Here is a 26288-nt window from a genome sequence, read left to right as displayed (position 1 = left end):
CACGGATGGGCGTTTACTGTTTTCATCTCTTTCAGGGAAATGGTTATGACGGTACATCACTCCGTTTCGCAACAAGCTTCACACGCTTCTGCTGCCGACGCGCGGCTGGACACTCCCTCCGGGCGCAAAGATTTCTGGCGCGCCACCTTCTCCTGCTGGCTGGGCACCGCGATGGAATATGCGGATTTCGCCCTGTACGGTCTGGCCGCCGGCATCATTTTTGGCGATGTGTTTTTCCCCGAAGCCACCCCGGAAATGGCACTGCTCTCCAGCTTTGCTACCTGGTCGGTGGGCTTTATTGCGCGCCCGATCGGGGCGCTGCTGTTCGGCTGGATTGGCGATCGCAAGGGCCGCAAAGTGGTGATGATCAGCACCATCATTCTGATGGGCGCGTCGACCACGCTGATCGGCCTGATTCCTTCCTACGCAACGATTGGCCTGTGGGCGCCGGCCTGTCTGGTGCTGCTACGCTTTACCCAGGGGCTGGGCGCTGGCGCTGAACTTTCGGGCGGCACGGTGATGCTGGGTGAATACGCGCCGGTTGAGCGCCGTGGTCTGGTGTCGTCAGTGATTGCCCTCGGTTCCAACAGCGGCACGCTGATCGCCTCGCTGGTATGGCTGGCGGTGATTCAGATGGATAAAGCCACGCTGCTTGACTGGGGCTGGCGCATTCCGTTCCTCAGCAGCGTGCTGATTGCCGCGGTGGCGCTGTGGATTCGCCGTCATCTGCGTGAAACGCCGGTGTTCGAGCGTCAGCAGGCGGAACTGCAGGCGCAGCGCCATGCAACGCTGGCGCACACCGCGACGCAAGCCGACAGCCGCAGTTTCTGGCAGCGCAGCCGCGCCTTCTGGACCATGGTCGGCCTGCGCATCGGCGAGAACGGCCCGTCCTACCTGGCGCAGGGTTTTATCGTCGGCTATGTCGCTAAAGTGCTGATGCTGGACAAATCAGTGCCGACTACCGCGGTGTTCATCGCCTCGCTGCTCGGCTTCCTGATCATTCCGTTTGCCGGCTGGCTATCGGACCGCTTTGGTCGTCGCATCACCTATCGCGGCTTCTGCCTGTTACTGATGGTTTATGCCTGGCCGGCCTTTAGCCTGCTGGACAGCCGCGAGCCGGCCATCGTCATTCCGGTGATTGTGGTGGGCATGGCGCTGGCGTCGCTGGGTATCTTTGGCGTGCAGGCGGCGTGGGGCGTGGAGATGTTCGGCGTCAAACACCGTTACACCAAGATGGCGGTCGCCAAAGAGCTGGGGTCTATTCTTTCTGGAGGCACCGCGCCGCTGGTGGCGGCGGCGCTGCTGTCGTTTACCGGTCACTGGTGGCCGATTGCCGTCTACTTCTCGGCGATGGCAACCATCGGTTTTCTCACCACCTTTGTGGCACCGGAAACGCGCGGACGCGATCTCAATCTGCCGGAGGATGCTATCTGACGCGCAGGATCGTGCAACATTCTTTGATTACGCTGGCCGGCATTCCCGGCCAGCGGCATTAACGCAGAGGCAATATTGGCGAAATCCCCAACCGGAAATGTCACACGCAGCGACGTCGCCAAAGCCGCCGGAACCTCGGTGGCGGTGGTCAGCTATGTGATCAACAACGGACCGCGTCCGGTGGCCGAAGCCACGCGTCAGCGCGTGCTGGCCGCCATCCAGCAGACCGGCTATCGCCCGAATGCGGTAGCGCGCGCGCTGGCCTCCGGCAGTACCAAAACCTTTGGCCTGATCGTGCCGAATATCGCTAACCCGTTTGTTGCTTCGATGGCGCACGTGCTGCTGCAGGAGTCGCTGAATCACGGCCACGTGATGCTGCTCGGCGATGCCGGCGATGACCGCCAGCGTGAGCTGGAGCTGATTCAGGGTTTGCTCAACCGCCAGGTTGATGGCCTGTTTTACACCAGCGTTGATCGTCATCCCTACATTGATGTCATCCAGGCGAGCGGAACGCCGCTGGTGATGCTGGACCGCATCGAACCGCGTCCTGGCGTCAGCATGCTGTGCGTGAACGAACGGGAAGCGGCGCGTCAGGTCACGGCGCACCTGCTCAGTCATGGTTATCAGCAGGTCGGCATGATCAGCGGCCCGCGCGAGATGCTTAACGCGCAGGATCGTATTCAGGGCTGGCGCGATGCTATGGCGCAGGCCGGGCTGATGGTAGACGAAGCGCTGATTTTCCCGGCCGGCTATTCGCGTCAGGGCGGTTACGACGCCGGGCAGCGCATGATTGCCAGCGGGCGAGTGCCGCGCGCGCTGTTTACCAGCAATGAAGGGCAGGCGATTGGCTGTATCCGCGCGCTGTCCGAACACGGTTTGCGCGTGCCACACGATGTCGCGCTGGTGTGTTTCAACGGCACCGAGCAGTCGGCTTTTCATGTGCCCACGCTGACCACCGTGCGCCAGCCGCTGCGCGAAATGGCTCGCAGCGCCATCGCCATGCTGAAAAACGGTCATGGTGAGGCACAGCTGGCCGAGTTTCCGCACTATCTGGAAATCGGAGAGTCCTGCGGCTGCCGGCTTCCTCAACATAAATAAAAACATAACACGATGAAAAGACTGATTATTGATTGTGATCCGGGAAACGGTATTGCCGGCGCCAACACGGACGACGGCCTGGCGCTGGCATTAGCGCTGGCGTCACCTACGCTGGCCGTTGAGCTGATCACCACCGTGAGCGGCAACACGCCGGGTGCGGTGGGCGCGCGGGTAGCGAAAGATTTGCTGCAGCGGCTCGGGCTGAACATTCCGGTGGTTCAGGGCGCGCAGCAGGCGCTGCGCGAAGATCCGGCACCGTGGCGCGCGCGGCTGGATAACGTCGCGGACCCGGCGTTGGGCGAACTGTGGCGCGGTGTGCGTCAGCCGCAGATGGTGGCACCGGACGGCAACGATGCGGCGGGCGTGATGGGCCAGCTGATTTGCGACCATCCCGGCGAGTTTACGCTGGTGGCGATCGGTCCGCTGACCAACGTGGCGCAGGCGCTGCAGCGTTATCCGCAGATGGCGGAGTCGGTGGCGGAGATCGTCATCATGGGCGGCGTGTTCGCGCTGGATGATTACATCAAAGACACCAATTTTGGCCTCGATCCGGAAGCGGCGCATCAGGTGCTGCACAGCGGCGCCACCATCACGCTGGTGCCGATGGACGCCACCACGCAGACCTTGCTCACTCATCAGGATCTCACGCGCCTCACCGCCTGCGATCACCCGCTGCCGCAGTTTGTGCGTGAAACGCTGCGACCGTGGATTGATTACTCCATCCGCACCCGCCATCTGCCGGGCTGCTGGATCCACGATGCGCTGGTCATCGCCTGGCTGCTCAACCAGCGGGTGGCGGACGGCGTGGATTATCACGTCGATATCGAGCTGCGTCCCGGTGCCACACGCGGCAAAACCTGGCGCTACCGCACGCCGCTGCGGCTGGACGTTGGCGTACCGCCGGACGCCGGTGCGCTGGTGCATGTGATGCAGAACGTCAACAATCCGCTGCTGCTCGAGGTGATCGAGCAGACGTTCAACGGATTGAAACGCTGAGATTTTGCTGTCGCGCGCTGTCTGCCGTCAGGGTAACAGCGCGTGTTTCCCTGCCGACACGCTTCCTTACATCGCGAATCACTCGCTGACAATTCCCCGCCGCGCTGCCTCTTTCTGACATGCTATATACAAATGGTTAACACAATAATAACCAGCGCAACCATTCGCTGGATAATGTTCCAATAAAAATCCGGCCGCGAGCCGGAAGCAATCAGACAGGATACCCTTATGTTTAACTGGACTGCGACCCAGCGCAACGTGGCTTTTGCCAGTTTCGCCAGCTGGACGCTGGATGCGTTCGACTTCTTTATCCTGGTGTTTGTGCTCAGCGATCTTGCGCACTACTTCAACACCAGCGTCTCTGATGTTTCCATCGCTATCATGCTGACGCTGGCCGTGCGGCCGGTGGGCGCGCTGGTCTTTGGCCGGCTGGCGGAGAAATATGGCCGCCGGCCAATCCTGATGCTCAACATCGTGCTGTTTTCGCTGTTCGAGCTGCTGTCGGCGTGGTCGCCCAACTTTGCTGCTTTCCTGACCTTCCGCGTGATTTACGGCGTGGCGATGGGCGGTATCTGGGGCGTGGCCTCATCGCTGGCGATGGAAACCATTCCCGACCGTTCGCGCGGCCTGATGTCCGGCATCTTCCAGGCCGGTTATCCGTGCGGCTATCTGCTGGCGTCGATAGTGTTTGGCCTGTTCTTTGAGCAGGTGGGCTGGCGCGGCATGTTCCTGATTGGCGCGCTGCCGATTCTGCTGCTGCCGTTTATCTATTTTAAAGTGCCTGAATCGCCGGTATGGCTGGCGGCGCGCGAGCGTAAAGAGAATCACGCGCTGCTGCCCATCATCCGTCAGCACTGGAAAATCTGCATTTACATGGTGCTGCTGATGGCCTGTTTTAACTTCTTCAGTCACGGCACGCAGGATCTCTACCCGACGTTCCTGAAAGTGCAGCACCAGTTTGATGCCCACACGGTGAGCATTATTGCCATCAGCTATAACATCGCGGCGATGCTCGGCGGCATCACGTTCGGCTCGCTGTCAGAGCGTATCGGGCGCAAAAAAGCCATTATGCTGGCGTCGTTTCTGGCGCTGCCGGTGCTGCCGCTGTGGGCGTTCTCCAGCGGGTCCTGGGCGATTGGCATCGGCGCGTTTCTGATGCAGTTCATGGTGCAGGGCGCGTGGGGCGTGGTGCCGACCTATCTGACCGAGCTGGTGCCAGCCAATGCACGCGCGGTGCTGCCAGGCTTCGTCTACCAGCTGGGGAATCTGATTGCTTCGGTCAATGCCACGCTGCAGTCGCGCATTGCCGAAGCCCACGGCGGTAACTATGGGCTGGGCATGGCGATTGTCGCCGGCACGGTGGCGGTGCTGATTTGTGTATTCGTGGCGTTTGGCCGCGAGACGCGCGGCATCAAAATTTCCGGCGCGGTGGCAGAAGAGACGCGTTAGCGCGCCTCGCAGACATCAATCCATTTTGCCGCAGTGAGATCGGCCATGCGCTGCGGCGAAATGCGTACCGCACTGTGAATCGAACCGGCCGCAGGTAACACTTCGTCAAAGCTGCGCAGCGACACATCGCAATAGACGGTCAGCGGATTTTCCAGCCCGAACGGGCACACGCCGCCGACCGGATGGCCGGTCCAGCTCACCACTTCATCCACGCTCAGCATGCGCGCTTTGGCGCCCAGCGCCGCTTTCAGCTTGCGGTTATCCAGCCGGGCGTCGCCGCGCGTGACAATCAGCACCACGCTCTCTTTCACTTTTAGCGACAGGGTTTTGGCGATTTGTCCCGGCGCAACGCCATGTACGCGTGCGGCCAGTTCTACGGTGGCGGTGCTTTCCGGCATCTCGATAATGTCGATATCCGGTGCGTGTTCGGCAAAGAAGTGCCGTACCGACTCCAGGCTCATTTTTTTCTCCGCTAAAAACAGAGCGTAAAAGCTGCCATAAGGCGGGAAAAGTGTAAACGGGAGAAAAGGAGAATCTGTAACAGAATGCGCCACGCTTACCCGGCATTCAACGTGCAGTTACCGCAGCGTTCGACATCCGGAATGCGGTAGCGCTGGCAGCAGCTGCGTCGCTCCATCGCGCCATTACGCGGAATCATGGTGCGATACAGCGGGTTATCGCTGCCGTCAGACAAGGATTTGCTGAAAAACAGCGCCTGTTCCAGCGTGCTGAGCGTGGTCGCAGGCAGCTGCTGCTGCAGCTCGCCGAGGAACCAGTAAAACGAGAAGCCCAGGTTATTCCAGATCAGCCGCGCGTTGATATCGCCGTGCTGCGCCATGCCGTTGACGGCGGGGATCAGGCAGTGCTGAATCAGGCGTTCGATCCGCTGCTGCGGCGTGAGATAGCGCGCATCCTCATCCTCCTGCACATCAATCCAGAAGGCGCACGGATGGCCGTTTTCGTGGAACTCAACGTGGATGCGCTGCGGCGAGCAGTCCAGCGCGCGCGGTTCCTGCAATAACGCGAGCATCAATGGCGGCAGCAGCAGGCCGAAATACCACTGCGCCCACAGCGACTGCAGCGGCTTGGCTTCCTGCGGTACATCGGGATGATGGCGATAGAGGTAGTCGCTGTAGCGCTGCGTCAGGCGACGATAATGATGGGGCGCGGACCATTCGGCCAGCGTCAGGGTGCCTGCCGGTGCTGGCTGTCCCAGTTTGACGTTATCCCGCATGTAGCTGCGCTGGTCGCACATCAGATCTTCCAGCGCGCTCGCTAAGCTGCGATCGCTCTGCATAAAGATCAGCGGATGCTCGCTAAAGCGATGATCCTGACGCGTGATGATGGCCATGCGGCTCCTGAGTGAAAACGGGAAGCGAAAAACAAATGATAATCGTTCCCGATTCACTGAGCAAGATGTCAGCAGCGCTGATCGTCCGGCCGCCACAGTTTTTCAGTGTTGATTCGCAGGGCAGGGCGCGGCTGGCTGGCCGCGCCTGTTACACGACATCGCTGCTCACCGGCGCCAGCTGCGGCAAATCCTCCCACGCCAGAATGGTATTCCGTCCCTGATTCTTCGCCACGTACAGCGCACGGTCAGCATTGGCGACCGCCTGCTCAAAGTCGTCAGCAAAAATCGGCGCGATACCGGCGCTGATGGTCACGTGGGTCGACACTTTGTCATTGAAGCGGTGCGGAATTTCCAGATCCACCACGTACTGCCGGATGCGTTCGGCCAGCTTCATGGCAATCGAGGCGTTAACGTTGGTCATCAGCACCAGGAACTCCTCGCCGCCGTAGCGCGTCACCACATCGCGCGAGCGTACCGCATCACGTATCGCCACCGACACCCGTGCCAGCGCCTGATCGCCCATCGCATGACCGTAGTTGTCGTTGTAAGCCTTGAAGTTGTCGATATCCAGCAGCAGCACAAAGTGGCTGCCGGCATGGTTTTCCAGAATGGTGTCCAGCCGGTTCTTCAGTCCGCGCCGGTTATACAGGCCGGTAAGCGGATCGAGCATGCTTAAATCGCTGAAGCTCTGCTTCTCTTCATACAACTGGCGCACCAGCCGCAGGGTGAAGGTGTCAAAGCGGCGGCGCATCAGGTGGTGCAGCGAGAAGCCAATCAGCGGCAGCGTAATGGTGAACAGGATAGTCATTAAATGCTGACCATCATCAAGTAACAATACGGTTAATACCGGTGGCGTAATGTGTAAACAGAACGCAAGCAAATAATCACTAAGAGCAATCGCGCTGATAAAAAATACGCTCAGTAAACTGATTATTAAAAAGCTGCCGTCAAAATAAAACACCATGTGATAACGGTGATTGATATGCCAGGCCCACAGGGCGCCTAATAGCAACGCGACAGGATTTAATAACGGGAATTTTAGTTTCGGCGCGATTAAGCATAGCGCCAGCAGCGTGGTGCTAAAGCCCGCCACCAGCGTCACCGGCAGCGAATGGATCGGATTATCTGTACCGAAAAGCGGCAGCAGACAAAAAAGCGAAACGGCGACATTTAAAAACAAAAATAGCATCAGCGACAGCCGATACTTGCTGTGTTTCAACTCATCATAAGATTGTAATTTCATTATTATTACTCGTGACAGCCCTGAAATATCAAAGCGCTACCCGCAGGAAATAATCCCACAACGCGGATAGTGAGCACGTTTTTGCTGTGTTATCAAAATAGTTATCGGCGGCAATCTAGCATTTTCCAGTAATTCTGTCATCCGGCGCGGGCAGGGCAAAAAATTCGCTGCAGGATGAGAAATATTATCATATGATAATGGGAATATTTATCATTTGAGGGTTGCGCGATGATCATGGCGATGATGGCCGCCTGCGGCTTATGGGGCGTCAGCTGGGTGATGGGTAAACGTCTGGATAGCGGCTGGGGGGTGTTACTGCCCTGCGCGGCGATGCCGGTGTTTGCGCTGTGGGAGCCGAGCTTCAGCCAGTGGCGCTTAGTGATGATTGTCGCGTTGCTGCTTACCGTGGTGATGCTGTTTCACCATCGTCTGCGTCATTATCTGCTGCTGCCTTCCTGCCTGGCGCTGGCCGGCGGCCTGGCGGCAATTTCAGTGAATTATCATGTGATTTGATGGCGTGCAGAAACGACAACATCACGCAAGAGCGTGATAGCAGCGGTAAAAATAATCAGGGATGAACTGCCGGAGAGAAGTGACAACGTTGGTGCGAAGAGAGGGACTTGAACCCTCACGTCCGTAAGAACACTAACACCTGAAGCTAGCGCGTCTACCAATTCCGCCACCTTCGCATCGTAGTTGTCTGTTTATATCACCGCATGGTGCGAAGAGAGGGACTTGAACCCTCACGTCCGTAAGAACACTAACACCTGAAGCTAGCGCGTCTACCAATTCCGCCACCTTCGCGCAGTGCACGCGATATAAACTTTGTGATTATTGGTGCGAAGAGAGGGACTTGAACCCTCACGTCCGTAAGGACACTAACACCTGAAGCTAGCGCGTCTACCAATTCCGCCACCTTCGCCTACCTGCAACACCTTACAGTATTGCTAACCACGGAGGCGCATTTTAGAGATTTTACTCATTGCGTCAACACATATTTTGCGACGGTGAAACGACTGCTGCAAAAAGCAACGTTTTCCCCGTCGCATCGCGGGTTTAACTGCGCTTATCGCGCTTTCGCACCGCGTCCATACACCGCACGATACACTTTGAAGCGCCCGGTCTGCGCCAGCACTTCATGGTTACCGAAGGTTTCGTCCAGCACCTGCGGATAAGGCAGGAAGGCGTTGGCCACAATGCGCAGCTCGCCGCCGCTATTAAGGTGCTTCACCGCGCCGCGGATCAGCGTGTGGGCGGCATCGAGGCTGGTTTGCAAACCGTCGTGGAACGGCGGGTTGGAGATGATGAGATCAAAACGGCCGCTGACGTCCGAGAACACGTTACTGGCAAACACGTCGCCTTCCAGGCCGTTAGCGGCCAGCGTGGCTTTACTCGCCTCGATGGCGGCAGCGTGCACGTCGCACAGCCACAGCCGGACTTTTGGCGAATGCTGCGCCAGCGCGGCGGCTAATACGCCGCTGCCACAGCCGATATCCAGCACTTTACCTTTGGTGTGCGGCGTCAGGGTGGAAAGCAGCAAGTCGCTGCCGATGTCCAGCCCGTCGCGGCTGAACACGCCCGGCAGGGTATGAATGGTGAGATCGTCCAGCTGATAGCGATTGCCGAACGCGCTGGCGTCAAAGCTGGCCTGCTGCGTCAGCTGACCGTGATACAGCCCGCAGCGGCGCGCGCTGTCGATCTTCTCCAGCGTGGCCCAGCTCTCCAGCATGCCTTCGGCGCTGCGTACGCCGCTGCGGTTTTCACCGACGACAAAAATATCGCAGCCCACCGGCAGCAGTGACAGCAGGTTTTGCAGCTGGAACTGCGCTTCCGGTTTGTTCTTCGGCCAGAAATAGACCAGCGTGTCGCAACCGGCCACGTCGGCCGCGCTGGCCACCAGACCGTACACGGCCCGCTCACCGAGGCGACGGCTGAGGTTCTGCCAGTGATGGTACTGCTGAGTGTGCACGCGGCTCGACGCGGTTTCCAGCTGGGCGGGCAGATCATCCTGCAGGTCGCCGGCGAACAGTACGTGGCGGGCGGTAAATTCATCACTGTGGCGCAGAATCACTTCGCTGGCCGGGGTAAAAGCAGACATGGAACGCTCCTGTTAAATCAGAGCGGCGATTATAGTGCTTTGTTGGCGCATGTTCGATGGGTTTGCTAGCATAGCGTCGCATTCTGGCAGGATTACAGGTAACAGCATGAGCACAAGGCGCGACTGGCTTCTACAGCAACTGGGGATTACGCAGTATCAGCTGCGACGTCCGCGCGTGCTGCAAGGTGAAATTGCCGTCACGCTGACGCCGGACACGCGTCTGGTGCTGGTCGCTGAGCAGGCGCCGGACCTGCAGGAGCCGCTGGTGCGCGACGTACTGCGGACGCTGAGCATTCAGCCCGCGCAGGTGATGACGCTGACGCCGGAACAGCTGCCGATGCTGCCGGAGCAGGTCGACTGTGCCGGCTGGCTGCTGGGCGTGGCCAGCGATCATCCTTTTAACGGCATTACGTTAACCAGCGCCGTTTTCAATGAATTAATCAGCAGCGGCGCCGCTAAGCGCGCGCTGTGGCAACAGATGTGTAACCATGACAGCCATCTCTTTCATCACCCCTGATTTACAGCCGCAGCTGCTGGAAATCGAGCGCCGCGCGCACGCGTTTCCGTGGAGCGAACAGACCTTTGCCAGTAATCAGGGCGAACGTTACGTCAATCTTTGCCTGCACGCGGACGGCCAGCTGGCCGGCTTCGCCATCACCCAGGTGGTGCTGGATGAAGCATCGCTGTTCAATATCGCGGTCGATCCCGCGTTTCAGCGCCGCGGCTATGCGCGCCAGCTGCTGCGGCAGCTGATTGCCGAACTGGAGCAGCGCGCAGTGATGACGCTGTGGCTTGAGGTACGCGCTTCCAATCAGCCCGCGATTTCGCTGTATCAGCAGCTCGATTTTCATCAGGTCAGCGTGCGGCCAAACTACTATCCCACCGCCAGCGGGCGCGAGGATGCCATCATTATGGCGCTCACGCTCTGACGTCATTCAAAAGGGGCACTATGTTAAACGACTGGGACTGCATCCTGTTCGATGCGGATGACACACTTTTTCATTTTGACGCGTTTGCCGGCCTGCAGCGCATGTTTGCCAGCTACGACGTGCACTTTAGCGATCAGGATTACGCTGACTATCAGGCGGTGAATAAACCGCTGTGGGTTGATTACCAGAACGGCACCATTTCAGCGTTGCAGCTCCAGACGCGCCGCTTCACGCTGTGGGGTGAAAAACTCAGCGTGGCACCGGAAGTGCTGAACAGCGACTTTCTCAATGCGATGGCCGAGATTTGCCTGCCGCTTGATGGCGCAGCCAGCCTGCTGGATACGCTCAAGGGCAAAGTCAAAATCGCCATCATCACCAACGGCTTCACGGCGCTGCAGCAGGCACGCCTTGAACGCACCGGTTTCCGTGACTACTTTGACGCGCTGGTGATCTCCGAACAGGTAGGCGTGCCCAAGCCGGATGCGGCGATTTTTGACCATACGCTGGAGCGGTTAGGGAATCCCGATCGCCGCCGGGTATTAATGGTCGGTGATACGCCGGAATCGGATATCCTCGGCGGTATGAATGCCGGTATCAAAACCTGCTGGATCGATCACGGCACGCGCCCGCTGCCGGCGCATATCACGCCGACCTGGCAGGTAAAATCACTGCCTGAGCTGCAATCCATTCTGACGGCTTAACTATTACCATTCCCGCACTTTTAGCGTTTTAAACCAGCCTTTTCTCTCTGGCTGGTTTTTTTAACTGCCAGTTTCCCTTTATCACCTGCATTTTGTCGTCCGTTCCTTTTGTTCCGCGCCCGACAGTAATCAGCGCCGATCAGCGCCATTTTTTTTATGACAATTTTTAATGATCGCGCGGGCAAAATTTCATCTTTCGTTTACAATCTTTCACAGTTTTAATGGATTGCTAAGAATAGTCTTATGTATTCGCGCAAAAGTGACGCAGATTTGCATTAAAAATATTTGTTAACCTTTACTGAACTGAAATCCTCTGCTAGCAGCGCGTTGAAATTTTGTCAGTCTTCTGTAAACTTCCGTCAGACATTAACAAATGGATTGTGATTGCACGCTTACGGGCAGGTTTTACCTGACTCGTGCGGTAGCTATGATGTTTCCAGTCTTTTATATGTTGTTGATATATCAAACAAAATGGCAATTTCTGCAGCAGATGCTGTAAGTGGTTGCTGTTATCCTCATAATCGTGACCGATTAATCAGATTCATCGAACGTGATAGTTTTTATACCAGGGATGGCATAAGAGAAACCGGGGTCTGGCACTGAACAGCCCTTTCGCTTAGCAAAAAATGATCATGTTGCTGATCGTTTGTGAAACGATCAGAATTCTTCCGACACCATCCCTGTCACCAATGTTGCATTTTTAATACTTAATTCAGGCTGATCAATTTTCGCCTCGCGCAGGCGATGCGTTAGCCGCACTCATTAGAAGGTTAACTTTTCAACTGGTACTGAATCGTCACCGGCGCCAGCCGGGCGCACGATTCATTTTGCTCTTAACCGGCCTCTGGCCACTTTTTAGGCGTTAATGGAACTAAACATGAAGAAAATGGTGAATCTCCGTATGGCGTTAGGCCTGATGTTTGTTTTCGCGGTCGCAGGATGTAAAGCACCGCCAAAAATGACTGACGACACTATTGTCAGCAGCACCGTTGACGGCGTCACGCTGTCGCACCGTTATGCGGTACAGCCGCCGGCGCAGTTCAGCCCGGTGAACGAGGCGTATCGCGCGCTCTATCCGGCCTCGATCATGACCCGCCCCAGCTTCGGCGGCAAAGTGGTGGATACGCTGAAAAGCGGTGAAACCTACACCGTGATTGGCCAGGTTGAAAACAACTGGCTGGCGCTCGGTGAGCAGGCACAGGCGGCGGATGAGGCGCAGCCAGAGGCCGCAGCAACGGATGACAAAAAAGCGCAGCAGCCAGCAGCGCAGCCTGCGGTGCAGCTGATTGGTTATGTCCCGTTCCGCGCGGTGGTAAAGAGCGCGCTGTATGAGCAGACCATCAAAGCGGACCAGCCTAAGCGCCGCGCCCGCGCCAGCAGCAAGAAAAAGACCTGCGTCGCGGTGGATGGCGACAGCAAAGCGTGCCAGAACAGCAACAGCGGCACCTGGATCATCAACTAACGCGCTAAGCAGGGAGGGCTGAATGATGACGATGATTTCTCTCCGCCGCGCCGGGTTACTGCTGCTGGCATGCCTGCTGGCCGCCTGCAGCAGCAACAGTCCGACGCCGGTGGCTCGCTATAACCTGGACTTTCAGGCGCATCCACAAATCAATGCCGGTGCGCCGCTCAAAGTCCGGGTGATGTTGCTGACCTCCGATGCGGAATTCATGTCCGCAGACTTCTACTCCCTGCAGAACCAGCCCGCCACTGCGCTAGGCAGCACGCTGCTCAACAATCAGCAGTTTTTCCTGATGTCAGGCCAGCTGAGTAAAACCCTCAGCGCCAAAAGTCTGCCGGAAGCGCGCTTCATCGGCATCATGGCGGAGTATCAGGCGCTGGACGGTAAAGTCTGGCGCCTTGCGCTGCCGTTCCCGGATGGCGACGACAGCGCATTCTGGCAGTTCTGGAAAAATAACGATGGTGAGTTGAACGCCCGCGTCGTGGCGGATATCAACGGCCTGCGCGTGGTTAAGCAGTAAGGATGCCTATGAACCGAGCCGAAAAGGTTGTCTGGACCGAGGGGATGTTTCTGCGTCCTCACCATTTCCAGCAGTCGGAAAATTTTCTTCACAGCACCCTGCGCGAGTGGGGCCAGTCACAGCGCGCCTACACCTGGGGATTTTTTGACCTCGAATTTGATGAAGCGCTGCTGCGGCAGGGCAAGCTGGCGCTGAGCGCTGCCAGCGGATGTCTGCCTGACGGCACCTTCTTCTCGTTCAGCCAGCCGCAACACGGACCGGCCCCGCTGGATCTGCCGGCTAACGTCGATCGCAGCAAAGTGGTGCTGGCGATCCCGGCACGGCGTAACGGGCGCGAAGCGGTCACCTTCCAGGAGACGCAGGATTCGCTGGCGCGCTATCTGGCGTGGGAAGCCGAGGTCGAAGATGACAACGCTCAGGCGGTCGGCGCTGCCACCGTTCAGTTCGGCAAACTGCGCCTGCGTTTGATGCTGGAACAGGATCTCACCGCAGAATGGACGGCGATGGGCGTGGCGCAGGTGATTGAAAAACGCAGCGATAACCACGTGCGCCTCGACACCGATTACATACCGCCGATGCTGACGCTCAACGCCAGCCGTCCGCTGCAGAGCATGCTCAATGATCTGCACGGGCTGATCCAGCAGCGCAGCCAGCAGCTGAGTCAGCGCACGCCAGGTACCGGCCGCTTTAACAGCGCCGACATGGTCGATTTTATGCTGCTGACCTTGCTCAACCGTCAGCTTGGCCTGCACACACACTTACAGCACCTGCCGCTGCTGCATCCCGAAACGCTCTACGGCCACTGGCTGCAGCTGGCTGCCGAACTGTGCAGCTGGATGCCTGCGCGCACGCCGGATGCGCTGCCGCTGTACGATCATGACGATCTGCACGGCTGCTTTACCCGCTTAACGCTGCTGCTGCGCCAGGGACTGTCACAGGTGATGGAAGAGAGCGCCATTCAGCTGCCGCTGACGCAGCGCTCGCACGGCCTCAACGTGGCTACCGTGCCGGAAAGCAGCATGGTGCGCGAGTTCGGCTTTGTGCTGGCGGTCAAAGCCAGCGTGCCGGCCGAGGCGCTGAAAACCCACTTCCCGGCACAGATGAAAGTCGCGCCCGTCACCAAAATCCGCGATCTGGTGCAGCTGCAGCTGCCGGGACTGGCGCTAAAAGCCATGCCCGGCGCGCCGCCGCAAATTCCGTGGCATGCCGGCTACAGCTATTTCGAGCTCGATAAGAACAGCGAGCTGTGGCAGGAGATGGAGCGCTCAGGAGCCTTTGCGCTGCACCTGGCCGGTGAGTTTCCGGGTCTGAACATGGAGTTCTGGGCCATTCGTAGTCAGTCAGAATAATCAAAACTGAGCACGCCGCATGATGCAGGAACAACAGAAACTGAACAGTGACGTCACACAGCAGGATGTCAGCCATCAGAATGTGCTGGTCGCCGCAGCGAATCCGCTGATTAACGCGATTCCGCAGATTCGCCACTCCGTCTCCCATGACGATCCGGCGCGGCTGCGCCAGCAGCTGATCGATCAGATCCGCCGCTTTGAGCTCAGCTGCCAGCAGTCGGGGCTGAGTTATGAAGTGATCGTCGGCGCCCGCTACTGTCTGTGCACCGCGCTGGACGAAGCGGCGGCGCTGACGCCGTGGGGCAGCCGCGGTGTGTGGACCAGTAACGGCCTGCTGGTGACGTTTCATAACGAAACCTGGGGCGGTGAAAAGTTCTTTCAGCTGCTGGCCAAACTGTCACAAAACCCGCGTCAGCACATCCTGCTGCTGGAGCTGATCTATTTCTGCCTGCTGCTTGGCTTCGAAGGGCGCTATCGCGTGCTGGATAATGGGCGGTCGCAGCTGGAAACCATCAAACAGCGTCTGCTGCAGATGATCAAAAGCGTGCGCGGCAGCTATGCGGCGGCGCTGTCACCGCATCCCACCGATCAGCCGGTGCTGCGCAAACTGTGGCGGCCGATGATTCCGCTGTGGGCCTGCGCGGCGGTGGCTGGCTTTGCCGCCTGCCTGTTCTACATCGTCCTCAACTGGCGTCTGGGCGACTACACCTCGCCGGTGCTGGCCAGCATCTATCAGACCGCGCTGCCGGAAGTCAAAATCAGCAACCCGGCGCCACCGCCGCCCGCCACGCTGAACCTGAAGGCGTTCCTTAAGCCGGAAATTGATGCCGGCCTGGTGGCGGTACGTGATGAAGCCGACCAGAGCGTGGTCACGCTGAAGGGCGACGGCCTGTTCGCCTCGGCATCCACCGAAGTGCGTGGCCGCTACGATGCGGTGATTCAGCGCATTGCGGCTGCGATGAACAACGTCAGCGGCAAGATTCTGGTGATTGGCTACAGCGATAACGTGCCAATTCGCAGCGCCCGCTTCGCCTCCAACTATGAACTCTCCCTGGCGCGCGCGCAGTCGGTGCAAACCCTGCTGCAGCAGCAGCTGGCGCAGCCGTCGCGCGTTAAGGCCGAAGGGCGGGGCGAAAGCCATCCGCTGGTGCCGAACACCAGCGCGGAGAATCGCGCCCGCAACCGTCGCGTAGAAATTACTCTGCTGGTCGCGCCGGACGCGACGCAAGCGGAACTCAACGGCCTGGCGAGAGGGAACTAATCCATGCTGAATATGCTTTTTGCGGTGCTGACCAGCCGCCTCGCCTGGGGTTTTGTCGGCATTACCGCGCTCTCCTTTATCATCTGGGTGATTGGCCCGGTGTTTTCCATTGTCGACTCGCGGCCGCTGGAGCCAGAGCAGAACCGCATCATCAGTATCGCGCTGCTCTATCTGGTGTGGGGACTGAGCCAGGCGATTCCGCGCCTGTATAACTTCTGGCTCAACCGCAAGCTGATGTCGAGCCTCGAAACCAGCAAAAGCGATGCGCCGGAGCAGGATCGCAAACGCCTGACTAATGAAGAGCAGGTACTGGCGAGCCGTTTCTCCGAAGCCACCGACATGCTGAAAAAAGCGCACTTCCAGCGCACCAGCAGCAAGGGCGCGCCTTTCTGGGCGCAGCGCTTCAGCCATCAATACCTCTACCAGCTGCCGTGGTACATGATCATTGGCGCACCGGGTGCCGGTAAAACCACCGCGCTGGTCAACTCCGGGCTGCAGTTCCCGCTGGCGGACAAATTCGGCAAAGCGGCGCTGCGCGGCATCGGCGGCACGCGCAATTGCGACTGGTGGTTCACCAACGAAGCGGTGCTGCTGGATACTGCCGGCCGTTATACCACCCAGGAGAGCCAGCAGGAGCGCGACGCCAGCGAGTGGCATCACTTTCTCGATCTGCTGCGCAAATACCGCGGCCGCCAGCCCGTCAACGGTGTGATTGTCACGCTCAGCGTCTCCGATTTGCTGACCCAATCACCAGAAGCGCAGCGCAACCAGGCGCTCGCGCTGCGTCAGCGGCTGATGGAGCTGCACGATCGCCTCGGCATCCGCTTCCCGGTTTATGTGCTGGTCACCAAAACCGACCTGCTCAAAGGCTTCCGCAGTTACTTCGCTTCGCTGGATAAAACCCAGCGCGAGCAAATCTGGGGCTTTACCTTCCCGTGGGCGCAGGCGTCGACCGCTGAGTTTGAGCTCAACAGTCAGTTTCAGCAGGAGTATTCACTGCTGCAGCAGCGTCTGGATGCCGGCCTGGCCGATACGCTGTTAGCGGAAAGCGATGCGCAGGCGCGGGCGGAAAGCTACCTGTTCCCGCAGGAGTTCGCCGCGCTGCGGCCGCTGCTGGCGGAGGCGCTGGATACGCTGTTTGCCCGCTCTGATTTCGAAACCCAGTTCGCGCCGCGCGGCATCTACTTCGCCAGCGGGACGCAGGAAGGCCTGCCGTTTGACCGCGTGATGGGCGAGCTGAGCCGTGCCCTGCATCTGCCGGGACAGCGCAGCGGCGAGTCCGGCAGCTGGGATCAGGTCGACAAAGAGGCGCCGATCCCGCCGAACAAAGGGCAGAGCTTCTTCCTGAAAGGCGTGCTGGAAAATGTCATCTTCCAGGAGTCGGGTCTGGCGGGCAGTAACCGCTGGTGGGAGCTGCGCAATCGCGCCGGATTGTGGTCCGGCTATCTGGCGCTGCTGGTGCTGGTACTGATTGCCGGCGCGCTGTGGCTCACCAGCTACAGCAAAAACAAAGCCTATTTACAGGAGATGGCGGGCAAAACGCCGCAGGTGGAACAGCTGGGACAACAGCTGGAACGCCAGGGCAATGGCGATCTGTTTGCGCTGGTGCCGTATCTCAACACGCTGCTGCAGCTGCCAAAAAGCGCCGACTTCTCGCTGGACGATCCCCCGCTGACGCGCCGTATGGGGCTGTATCGCGGTACCGAAGTCAGCGACGCCACGCGCACCCTGTATGACAAAGCGCTGAAACAGCTGCTGTTGCCGCAGGTGGCGCAAAACATCACCCGCTGGTTGCGTAACGACAACGGCAGCGATGCGGATTACAGCTACGAAGCGCTGAAAGCTTACCAGATGCTGTATCAGCCAAAACATTACGACGGCAAGTTTCTGCATGCCTGGCTGATGCTGAATATCACCCGCGAACTGCCGCAAAACGTAACGCAGCAGGAAGTGAAACAGCTGGCGTGGCATCTGCAGCAGTTGCTCGAGACACAGATCCAATCCTCGCCGTATGCGAAGGATGACGCGCTGGTAAAGCGCGAGCAGGCGCTGATTAACCAAATGCCGCTGTCGCAGCGCGTCTACGGACGCCTGAAGCGCCTGCTGCAGCGTGACGGCAGCCTGCAACCGGTCACTCTGGCGGCGCTGGGCGGGCCGCAGAGCGAGCTGGTGTTTTCACGCAAAAGCGGCAAATCGGTCAATGACGGCGTAGCGGGCCTGTTCACGCCAGACGGCTACTGGCAGCACGTTGATAAACAAATCGCGCCGGTCACGCAGGCGTTGTTTCAGGATGATGTCTGGGTGCTGGGCGGCGTCGCATCGCCGGAGAACAGTCAGCAGACCGACCTCGCGGTGCGCCAGCTTTACGTGCAGGATTACATCCGCCAGTGGGAGCAGTTCCTCAGCGATATCCAGCTCAACAGCAGCGCGGATTTGTCGCAGCGAATCAACACTGCGCGCCTGCTGTCGGGCAACCACTCGCCGCTGCGCCAGCTGGTGGTCAATCTGAGTAAGCTGCTGACGCTAAACCGCGCGCAGCCGGATGAGCAGAACGTGCAGGCGCAGCCGGCAGCGGGCAACAGCGCCACGCGCACTTTAGAAGCGCTGTTCAGTTCCTCCAAAGCCAGCGCGGCGTCGGGCCAGGGCGCAACGCAGCAGGCACCGGAACAGGCGGTGGCGGTGCACTTCGCTCCCATTCTTGAACTGGCACAGCCGCTGCAGCAGGGCAGTAAGGTGCTGGCGGTGGATGATTTTCTGCATCAGATCGACGATCTCTACCGCTATCTGACGGCGGTGCAGGACGCGGCCAACAGCGGCATGCCGCCGCCGTCCGGCGATGCCATCAGTCGTCTGCAGGCCAGCGCCGGTCGCTTACCGGGTTCGCTGCAAAATATGGTTTCCAGCATGGCCGTGGGTGCCAGCAGCGATGCACAGCGCCGCGATATGGATAACGTGCGCAAGCGCATCACCATGGAAGTGGGCAGCTTCTGCCGCCAGGCGATTGCCGGCCGTTATCCGCTGGTGCGCAATGCGCGCAGCGAAGTGACGCCAGACGATCTGGCGCGCATGTTCGCGCCGGGCAGCGGGCTGATGGACAGCTTCTTCCGCGACAATCTGGCCAGCAAAGTGGATACCACCAACGCCGCGTGGCGCTTCACGCCGGGCATCGACGGCAAAACGCTGCCGGGCGGTGAAGCGCTGCTGCGTCCGTTCCAGCAGGCGCAGTCGATTCGCGATGCCTTCTTTGCTAACGGGGCGACCACGCCGTCGTTCCGCGTCACGCTGCGCACGGTGAAGATGGATAACGACATCCTTAACCTGACGCTCGACGTCGACGGCCAGATTCTGCGTTACAGCCACGGCCCGCAGGCGGTGCAGATGGTGAGCTGGCCCGGACCGGGTGGCACCAGCCAGGTGCGGATGCAGCTTGGTCTGACCAACGGCACCACTTCGACGCTGGTGACCAGCGGTCCGTGGGCGCTGAACCGCTTCTTCGATCGCGCTCGCTTAACCGCGGTCGGTGGCCTGACCCGCGAAGCCAGTTTTAACGTCGATGGCCATCAGGTCACGTTGTCGTTCACCCCTGGCAGTATTCGTAACCCGTTCCAGCTTCCCGGCTTTAGCTGCCCCTGAAACAGGACCTGATAATGACTCATTACGCAGCACCCGGCTGGTACGGCAAATTGCCCAGCTCGGGTGACTTTGTGAAGCGACGCTTCCCCGATGTGCTGTACCGGCAGTGGTCGAACTGGTTTCAGGTCGGACTGCATCACTGGCAAACCAGTGAAGAGAGTGAAAACGCGCCGTCGCGCGCCTTTCTCAAAGCGCCGGTGTGGAATTTTGTCGTGCCGCCGATGCTCGGCAGCCAGCTGATCCAGATGGGTTGCCTGATTGCCGCCCGCGACAGCGTCGGCCGCAACTATCCGCTGTGCGCGCTGCGCCATTTTACCCCTGCCGAGTGGTCACCGGCGCTGCTGGCCCGCTCGGGCGAGTGGTATCAGCAGGTCGGCAATATGCTGCTGCGTGTGGTGCAAAACGGCGGTACGCCAGAGCAGCTCGACCAGGCGCTGCTGAGCATTCCGCAGCCCCAGCAGCCGCAGACTGACGGCGAACAGTCGGACATTTTACAGGTGATTGGCGACGGCGAGCCGTCGACGCTCAACTGGAAACTGCCGGGCGACAGCTTCGACCCGCAGTTTTACACCAGCTTCTGGTGGACAAATCAGAGCGACGGTTTCCCGCTTTACACCCAGGTGCACAGCGGCAACTTTACCGCACAGCTGTTCTCACTGCTGTTCGACCCGGCCGGCGGGGCAAAACCCGGACGAAACGGACTTTATCCTCCGATGTTTGAATCCTGAGGCCAACCGCCATGACGATGAATATAGATGCGCTGCTGGCGCCGGTCAGCAGTGAAAACCCCTGCGGTGACAACCTGGAATACCACGCGGATTACCAGGCGATGGAGCAGGCCAGCACCGGTAAAGCCGAACAGCAGTTTGGCGAGACGATAATTCCGGCGGAGCCCGCTGACTGGAATAAAGTCGAAAAGCTGGCAATTGATTTACTCAGCCGCAGCAAAGACCTGCGAGTGATGTTAGCGCTTACTCACGCATGGACTGAACTGAAAGGCCTGCCGGGTTATGCGCAGGGGCTGAAGCTGATTGAGCAGGCGCTGCTGCTGTACTGGGAGCCGCTGTGGCCGCGACTGGAAGAGTACGGCGAACAGGATCCGTTCTACCGCATCAACGCGGTGGCGCTGCTGGGCGATAAATCGGCGCTGAGCAGCGCGGTACGCCAGAGCTGGCTACTGCGCTACGCCTCGGATGGCATCACGCTGCGCGACGCCGCAGCACTGTGCGACGGCAGCAAGACTGAAGTCGCGGACTATCCGGGTGGCCTGCCGCGCCTGACCGATGAGCTGGCACGCGGCGAGCAGCCCAGCGTTGAAGCGGTTCTGCAAATAAGTGAGCGTTTGCAAACTATTACCGAAACCCTGACCGAACAGCTGGGCGAAGCGGCGGTGCCGGAGCTGTCGCAGCTGCGCAGGCAAATCGCCCTGATCGCTGAGCGCTGTCAGGCTACCGACCTCAGCGCGCTGCAGCCGGCCGTAGTAAATGAGCAGCCGCCGGAACCGAGCGTCGCCGCGCCCGCTGCAGCGGTCCGCACCGCTGACTGGCGCAGCGTGCAGCTCAGTTCGCGCGCTGATGCGCAGCTGATGCTGGAGAAGGTGAAGCACTATTTTACGCAGCACGAACCCAGCCATCCGGCACCGCTGATGATCGACCGTGTACAGCGGCTGATTGAGCTCGATTTTATGGACATCATCCGCGATCTGGCACCAGACGGTGTCAATCAGCTGGAAAACATCTTTGGACGCCGCGACTAAGCGAGCGTAACAACTCAACGCAGTGAGACCTGCGCGCCTCCTGCGCAACTTTACCCGCGCACCCTTAATGGAGAAAACCATGGCACCAACGAAATCCAGTGGGCAGAAGTTCATTGCCCGCAATCGCGCGCCTCGCGTTCAGATTGAATATGACGTGGAAATTTATGGCGCGGAACGCAAAATTCAGCTGCCGTTTGTGATGGGCGTCATGGCGGATCTGGTCGGTAAACCGCTGGAGCCGCAGGCGAGCATAGATGAACGTAAATTCCTTGAAATTGATATCGATAACTTCGATGAGCGCATGAAAGCGCTGAAGCCGCGCGCGGCGTTTCAGGTGGATAACACGCTCAACGGCGAAGGCAAACTTAACGTCGAGCTGACCTTTGAGAGCATGGACGATTTCGCGCCGGATGCGATTGCCCGCAAAGTCGAACCGCTGAGCAAACTGCTGGAAGCGCGTACCCAGCTGTCAAATCTGCTGACCTACATGGACGGCAAAAACGGTGCGGAAGAGCTGATCGGTAAAATTCTGCAGGACCCAACGCTGCTGAAAGCGCTGACCCATCTGCCGAAGCAGGATGAAACCGCTGAAGGTAAGGAGGAGTAATCATGACCCAGTCTTCGCATCAGCAGCAACAGGGCGCCTCGCACTACAGCGAGAATGAACTCAGCGCGCTGCTGAACAAAGAATTTCGTCCGACCAGCGATCAGGCGCGTGCAGCCGTCGAAAGTGCCGTGAAGACGCTGGCGCAGCAGGCGCTGGAAAACACCGTCACTCTCTCGAATGATACCTATCGCACCATTCAGGCGCTGATCGCTGAGATTGACGACAAGCTGTCGCAGCAGATCAACCAGATTATTCATCATGAAGAGTTTCAGCAGCTGGAGAGCGCGTGGCGCGGTCTGAGCTACCTGGTGAACAACACCGAAACCGACGAGATGCTGAAAATCCGTTTCATGAGCATCTCCAAGCAGGAACTGGGGCGCAACCTTAAGCGTTTTAAAGGCGCTGGCTGGGATCAGAGCCCGCTGTTTAAAAAGATTTATGAGCAGGAGTACGGCCAGTTCGGTGGTGAGCCGTTTGGCTGCCTGGTGGGCGATTACTATTTCGATCACAGCCCGCAGGACGTGGAGCTGCTGGGCGAAATGGCGCGCATCAGCGCGGCAGCACATTGCCCGTTCATTACCGGCACGGCACCGACCATCATGCAGATGGAGTCGTGGCAGGAGCTGGCGAACCCGCGCGACCTGACCAAAATCTTCCAGAACACCGAATACGCTGCCTGGCGCAGCCTGCGTGAATCGGAAGATGCCCGTTATCTCGGCCTGGTCATGCCACGCTTCCTGGCGCGCCTGCCGTATGGCATTCGCACCAATCCGGTGGATAGCTTTGATTTTGAAGAGCAGACCGACGGCTCAAATCACAACGGCTACACCTGGAGCAACGCCGCCTACGCCATGGCAGCCAATATCAACCGCTCATTCAAAGAGTACGGCTGGTGCACCGCGATCCGCGGCGTCGAGTCTGGCGGTGCGGTTGAAAACCTGCCGTGTCACACCTTCCCGAGCGATGACGGCGGCGTAGACATGAAGTGCCCGACGGAGATTGCCATCAGCGATCGTCGTGAAGCCGAGCTGGCGAAAAACGGCTTCATGCCACTGGTACACCGCAAAAACTCCGACTTTGCTGCCTTTATTGGTGCGCAGTCGCTGCAAAAGCCTGCGGAATACCATGATGCCGATGCGACCGCTAACGCACGTCTGGCTGCACGCCTGCCGTATCTGTTTGCCTGCTGCCGCTTCGCGCACTACCTCAAGTGCATCGTGCGCGACAAGATCGGTTCATTCCGCGAGCGTGATGAAATGGAGCGCTGGCTGAACGATTGGGTGATGAGCTATGTCGACGGCGACCCGGCGAACTCGTCACAGGAAACCAAATCGCGTAAGCCACTGGCTGCCGCCGAGGTGAGCGTGGAAGAGCAGGAAGATAACCCGGGCTACTACGCCGCGAAATTCTTCCTGCGTCCGCATTACCAGCTGGAAGGCCTGACGGTGTCACTGCGTCTGGTATCGAAACTGCCTTCACTCAAATCGAATGAGAATTGATTAACGGCATCAGGCCGTCATGTATGGCGGTCTGAATGCTCACAAAGCTTTGCAGTTAACGTGCAGACGCAAAACGCGTATTTGCAAGCCGACTCCACGTTTCGATATTGATATCGAGGAACTAAAGGATTCACTATTTTTTATTGCTCCATCCAGTGGGGCAATAAAAACACTCTCTGAATAAACCATGTAGCGATATTCAGAAAACGAGGCAGAGGTAAAATATGGACTGTTTTATTCAGCCCCATGCTTTCCTGTTTGCCATAACGATGCTTTATCAAAGCAGAACGTAAATCAAGCAAGAGAAGATAATTATGGCTATTGATATGTTTTTAAAAGTTGATGGTGTGACCGGCGAGTCTAAAGACTCCAACCACACCGGCTGGACTGATATTACCTCTTTCAACTGGGGTGCTAACCAGCCGGGTAATATGTCTGTTGGCGGCGGCGGCGGTGCAGGTAAAGTAAATTTTGCTGACCTGAGTGTAAATGCACTGATTGACAAATCCACCACTGCAATCCTGAAAAATTGCGCCAGCGGTAAGCATATCAGCAAAGTAGAGCTGTCCGTATGCAAAGCAGGCGGCACGCAGATTGAATACGCACGCATCACACTGGAAGATGTGCTGGTGTCAAAAGTTGATTATACCGGTGCTGCTAATGGCGATACCCTGAGCGTGACTTACGCGTTCCAGGCTGCCAAAGTGAAACAGCAATACTGGGAGCAGAGCTCTTCAGGTGGTAAAGGCGCGGAAAGCAGCGCTGGCTGGAACATCAAAGAAAATAAAGAAGCGTAATGGCTTTATTAAGCGGCCCTGTGGGGCCGCTATAAATATTTCAGAACAGTTATCTGAAAATATAATTGGGTGGGATAAAGCTTACAGAAGAGATGTTAATAAGATTCTGTTTTGACTAAATGAATATTTAACTGCAAAAGGAGATTGTGATGACAGGTAAAACTTCCATCGAACCGGGATTTTGTGTAGTGCAGCGCCCTGGAAGCCTCACCGAGCAAGCGATGTGGCTTTACGGTACGCGCAACATGCCGGCGGCAAATTACTTTTTGCAGTTAAATGCTGATGTCGCATGGGCTAAACCAGGACAAATCCTGATCGTTGCTGATCCGGAAGGAAACAATCATCCTGCGGCGATGAGTGCCCTGGCAACGGCAAAAGCGACAACCAACAATAGTCTTGCACATCTATCCGTTGATGAGGCTGACTTCTTCAACCGGCACTATGCTTCGATCGCTGCTATTACCAATTATATGGATCAAGCTTCTGGTCTGATCGGTGATGCAGGCGAGAAATACTTCTCAGAAATAGCAAATAAACTTACTGCAATTGAAAATGCCTATCGCAATCAGTACCTGACGGCAGGCACGCTATTTGGTGAGCAGTTTTTTATTGAGCGTCGCCGTCTGTTTGGCGAACTCGAACAGCTGCTCAATCGCGTTTCGCGATTGATTCTGAATTTGAGACCCTACGATAAAATTAAACATGCATTGAATTTGTCCAGTTCATCCATTGTGCACGACTGGCAAACCGCTGGAGTGGGAGCAATTCGTGGCTACTCAACCTACGTAGATGGTGCAGCGAAAGCAGCTAAGTTTATGAAAGCCGGGGGGTTGGTAGCTGTAGGATTTGGTGCCTTAAATACGACGAATGAGGTCTATCAGGCTTGTACGGTTGATCGCAAAGATCAGTGTGCGCAGGTTGCGGTCGCAAAATATTCAGAGTTTGCAGCTGGTATTGCTGGGGGCTATTATGGGGCGAGCCTTGGTGCCGAAATCAGCACGAGTCTTTGTCTGGCATTAGGCGTTGCAACAGGACCAATTGGCATACTTGCATGTAGTATTGTTGGTGCTGCTGCAGGAGGGTACTTATTAAGTGAAGGCTTTAAAGCCGGGGCAGGTATAACTATGGAAAAGATACTTTGAATTTTTTACTATTAATATCTGTAGTTCTGATAAGCATAGGATGTATCTTGCAAATATATGCATTCATCCTCTTTAAAAAAAACAAGGAAAAACTCGATTTTATATTGAGTGAGTTTCAGCGTCTAAATTTGCAGCTAGATATTACCACGCAGATTGCTAATCATTTTTCATCATTATTTCATCATAACAAGGTCTCATATTTTGCACGGCTTTATAAAGGTGTGACCATGTATCATAAGAAAAATGAGCGAGTTAGTGCTGAAACATATAATTTTGTTCAGAATCTCCCATCTGAAAAGATCAAATGGTTGCTCATGCTTCATAAACTAAACTTAATTAGTGCACTGCTTTTATTTGTAGGTGCCATAACTATTTTAATTTATAAACACACACACTGATTTGTTCAGGAGGTTGCTTGAGGTTTTCAAAGTTATATATTTTTACTTTTCTTTTGGTAATGAATAAATCAGCTTTTGCTACAGCCCTCTGCTCCAGCGAACCCTCAGATAGCGCCGTTTATCAGTGCACACTTCATGAGAAGCAGTTAGCTGAAGACGCGTTGAATCAGGAATACACCGCGGCAAAAAAACGGATTGCATCATCATACCGCGCGGATAAAAAACTGGCGGATGATTACCTTAGCACATTAACAAATACCCAACGTGGCTGGCTAAAGTACCGTGATGGACAGTGTAAGCTGGAAGCTTTTGATGCAGAGGAAGGGAGTATCGCTCACGAAGTAGCGACTAATATCTGCATTGTGCGCATCAATAAAGAACGCCTGGAATCATTGAAGCAGATTCCTTATTAAAGAAGAACACTCTTTTCTGCCTCTTATCCGCTAATTGGCTTAGTGAGCAACTCTATTAATTACAGTACCACGCACATATTGTAGCGGCGCGATTCATCGCGCAATAAATGGTGCCGCTAAAAAATTGCAATCATTTCTAAGCCAACGGAAAT

General features: G+C 57.4%; 24 protein-coding genes and 3 tRNA genes. 20 read left to right on the top strand and 7 right to left on the bottom strand.

Annotation, left to right across the window (positions count from 1 at the left end):
* Positions 1-45 precede the first annotated feature (45 nt).
* The 4 genes from MXF20_RS11530 to MXF20_RS11515 all read left to right on the top strand — a co-directional run bounded on the left by MXF20_RS11530 (position 46) and on the right by MXF20_RS11515 (position 4977).
* Positions 46-1434: an MFS transporter gene (locus MXF20_RS11530; RefSeq protein WP_325969492.1), complete on the top strand. Its 1389-nt coding sequence runs from the start codon at positions 46-48 to the stop codon at positions 1432-1434.
* Between the two features lie 75 nt (positions 1435-1509).
* Positions 1510-2532 carry a LacI family DNA-binding transcriptional regulator gene (locus MXF20_RS11525; protein ID WP_325969491.1) on the top strand — a complete coding sequence of 341 codons (1023 nt, stop codon included), beginning with the start codon at positions 1510-1512 and terminating at the stop codon, positions 2530-2532.
* A gap of 12 nt (positions 2533-2544) precedes the next feature.
* Complete coding sequence (locus MXF20_RS11520) at positions 2545-3528, top strand: nucleoside hydrolase (RefSeq protein ID WP_325969490.1); 984 nt, start codon at positions 2545-2547, stop codon at positions 3526-3528.
* 228 nt (positions 3529-3756) lie between these two features.
* Positions 3757-4977, top strand: coding sequence for an MFS transporter (locus MXF20_RS11515; protein ID WP_325969489.1), 1221 nt, complete (start codon positions 3757-3759; stop codon positions 4975-4977).
* On the opposite strand, the gene MXF20_RS11510 is transcribed toward MXF20_RS11515, so the two are convergent.
* From MXF20_RS11510 to MXF20_RS11500, 3 genes are all read right to left on the bottom strand, one after another.
* Entirely contained in the window at positions 4974-5438 is a 465-nt protein-coding gene (locus MXF20_RS11510) for a YbaK/EbsC family protein (RefSeq protein ID WP_325969488.1), read from the bottom strand. The genes MXF20_RS11515 and MXF20_RS11510 overlap by 4 nt on opposite strands.
* A 95-nt stretch (positions 5439-5533) precedes the next feature.
* Positions 5534-6328 (bottom strand): siderophore-iron reductase FhuF, encoded by a 795-nt coding sequence (gene fhuF / locus MXF20_RS11505; RefSeq protein ID WP_325969487.1) that lies wholly within the window; start codon positions 6326-6328, stop codon positions 5534-5536.
* Positions 6329-6476: 148 nt separating this feature from the next.
* Complete coding sequence (locus MXF20_RS11500; RefSeq protein WP_325969486.1) at positions 6477-7571, bottom strand: diguanylate cyclase; 1095 nt, start codon at positions 7569-7571, stop codon at positions 6477-6479.
* A gap of 228 nt (positions 7572-7799) precedes the next feature.
* On the opposite strand from MXF20_RS11500, the gene MXF20_RS11495 reads away from it, so the two are divergent.
* Positions 7800-8084 (top strand): DUF1435 domain-containing protein, encoded by a 285-nt coding sequence (locus tag MXF20_RS11495; protein ID WP_325969485.1) that lies wholly within the window; start codon positions 7800-7802, stop codon positions 8082-8084.
* Positions 8085-8173: 89 nt separating this feature from the next.
* On the opposite strand, the gene MXF20_RS11490 is transcribed toward MXF20_RS11495, so the two are convergent.
* The 4 genes from MXF20_RS11490 to rsmC all read right to left on the bottom strand — a co-directional run bounded on the left by MXF20_RS11490 (position 8174) and on the right by rsmC (position 9669).
* Positions 8174-8260, bottom strand: a tRNA-Leu gene (locus tag MXF20_RS11490).
* A gap of 28 nt (positions 8261-8288) precedes the next feature.
* Positions 8289-8375 (bottom strand) — tRNA-Leu (locus MXF20_RS11485).
* 31 nt (positions 8376-8406) lie between these two features.
* Positions 8407-8493 (bottom strand) — tRNA-Leu (locus tag MXF20_RS11480).
* 144 nt (positions 8494-8637) lie between these two features.
* Positions 8638-9669 carry a 16S rRNA (guanine(1207)-N(2))-methyltransferase RsmC gene (gene rsmC / locus MXF20_RS11475; RefSeq protein ID WP_325969484.1) on the bottom strand — a complete coding sequence of 344 codons (1032 nt, stop codon included), beginning with the start codon at positions 9667-9669 and terminating at the stop codon, positions 8638-8640.
* Positions 9670-9775: 106 nt separating this feature from the next.
* Between rsmC and MXF20_RS11470 the strand changes: the two genes are divergently transcribed.
* The 15 genes from MXF20_RS11470 (at position 9776) to MXF20_RS11400 (ending at position 26136) form a co-directional block, all read left to right on the top strand.
* Positions 9776-10186, top strand: coding sequence for a DNA polymerase III subunit psi (locus MXF20_RS11470; RefSeq protein WP_325969483.1), 411 nt, complete (start codon positions 9776-9778; stop codon positions 10184-10186).
* Complete coding sequence (rimI, locus tag MXF20_RS11465; RefSeq protein WP_325969482.1) at positions 10158-10598, top strand: ribosomal protein S18-alanine N-acetyltransferase; 441 nt, start codon at positions 10158-10160, stop codon at positions 10596-10598. Before MXF20_RS11470 ends, rimI begins: the two co-directional genes overlap by 29 nt.
* Positions 10599-10618: 20 nt before the next feature.
* The gene (yjjG, locus tag MXF20_RS11460) at positions 10619-11299 is read left to right on the top strand and encodes a pyrimidine 5'-nucleotidase (RefSeq protein ID WP_325969481.1); all 681 of its coding nucleotides are present in this window, start codon (positions 10619-10621) and stop codon (positions 11297-11299) included.
* 865 nt (positions 11300-12164) lie between these two features.
* Entirely contained in the window at positions 12165-12761 is a 597-nt protein-coding gene (locus MXF20_RS11455) for an SH3 domain-containing protein (protein WP_325969480.1), read from the top strand.
* Positions 12762-12783: 22 nt separating this feature from the next.
* Positions 12784-13281, top strand: a complete 498-nt coding sequence (tssJ, locus tag MXF20_RS11450) for a type VI secretion system lipoprotein TssJ (protein WP_325969479.1) — start codon at positions 12784-12786, stop codon at positions 13279-13281.
* A gap of 8 nt (positions 13282-13289) precedes the next feature.
* Positions 13290-14630: a type VI secretion system baseplate subunit TssK gene (gene tssK / locus MXF20_RS11445; RefSeq protein ID WP_325969478.1), complete on the top strand. Its 1341-nt coding sequence runs from the start codon at positions 13290-13292 to the stop codon at positions 14628-14630.
* 19 nt (positions 14631-14649) lie between these two features.
* The gene (locus MXF20_RS11440) at positions 14650-15891 is read left to right on the top strand and encodes a DotU family type VI secretion system protein (RefSeq protein ID WP_325969477.1); all 1242 of its coding nucleotides are present in this window, start codon (positions 14650-14652) and stop codon (positions 15889-15891) included.
* Positions 15892-15894: 3 nt separating this feature from the next.
* Complete coding sequence (tssM, locus tag MXF20_RS11435; protein ID WP_325969476.1) at positions 15895-19524, top strand: type VI secretion system membrane subunit TssM; 3630 nt, start codon at positions 15895-15897, stop codon at positions 19522-19524.
* Between the two features lie 14 nt (positions 19525-19538).
* Positions 19539-20252, top strand: coding sequence for a type VI secretion system-associated protein TagF (gene tagF, locus MXF20_RS11430; protein WP_325969474.1), 714 nt, complete (start codon positions 19539-19541; stop codon positions 20250-20252).
* A gap of 17 nt (positions 20253-20269) precedes the next feature.
* Positions 20270-21280: a type VI secretion system protein TssA gene (gene tssA / locus MXF20_RS11425; protein ID WP_325969679.1), complete on the top strand. Its 1011-nt coding sequence runs from the start codon at positions 20270-20272 to the stop codon at positions 21278-21280.
* Positions 21281-21359: 79 nt separating this feature from the next.
* A complete protein-coding gene (tssB, locus tag MXF20_RS11420; protein ID WP_325969473.1) occupies positions 21360-21887 on the top strand; it encodes a type VI secretion system contractile sheath small subunit in 528 nt (175 codons plus the stop codon).
* A gap of 2 nt (positions 21888-21889) precedes the next feature.
* Positions 21890-23386, top strand: coding sequence for a type VI secretion system contractile sheath large subunit (gene tssC / locus MXF20_RS11415; RefSeq protein WP_325969472.1), 1497 nt, complete (start codon positions 21890-21892; stop codon positions 23384-23386).
* Between the two features lie 314 nt (positions 23387-23700).
* Positions 23701-24183, top strand: coding sequence for an Hcp family type VI secretion system effector (locus MXF20_RS11410; RefSeq protein WP_021313206.1), 483 nt, complete (start codon positions 23701-23703; stop codon positions 24181-24183).
* A 149-nt stretch (positions 24184-24332) separates the two neighbouring features.
* On the top strand, positions 24333-25325 hold the full coding sequence (locus tag MXF20_RS11405; protein WP_058771447.1) for a hypothetical protein: 993 nt from the start codon (positions 24333-24335) through the stop codon (positions 25323-25325).
* Between the two features lie 415 nt (positions 25326-25740).
* A complete protein-coding gene (locus MXF20_RS11400; protein ID WP_325969471.1) occupies positions 25741-26136 on the top strand; it encodes a lysozyme inhibitor LprI family protein in 396 nt (131 codons plus the stop codon).
* Positions 26137-26288 lie beyond the last annotated feature (152 nt).

This window comes from Pantoea dispersa, assembly GCF_035783935.1.
Taxonomy (GTDB): domain Bacteria; phylum Pseudomonadota; class Gammaproteobacteria; order Enterobacterales; family Enterobacteriaceae; genus Pantoea; species Pantoea dispersa_C.
This window is presented reverse-complemented; position numbering and strand designations above follow the sequence as displayed.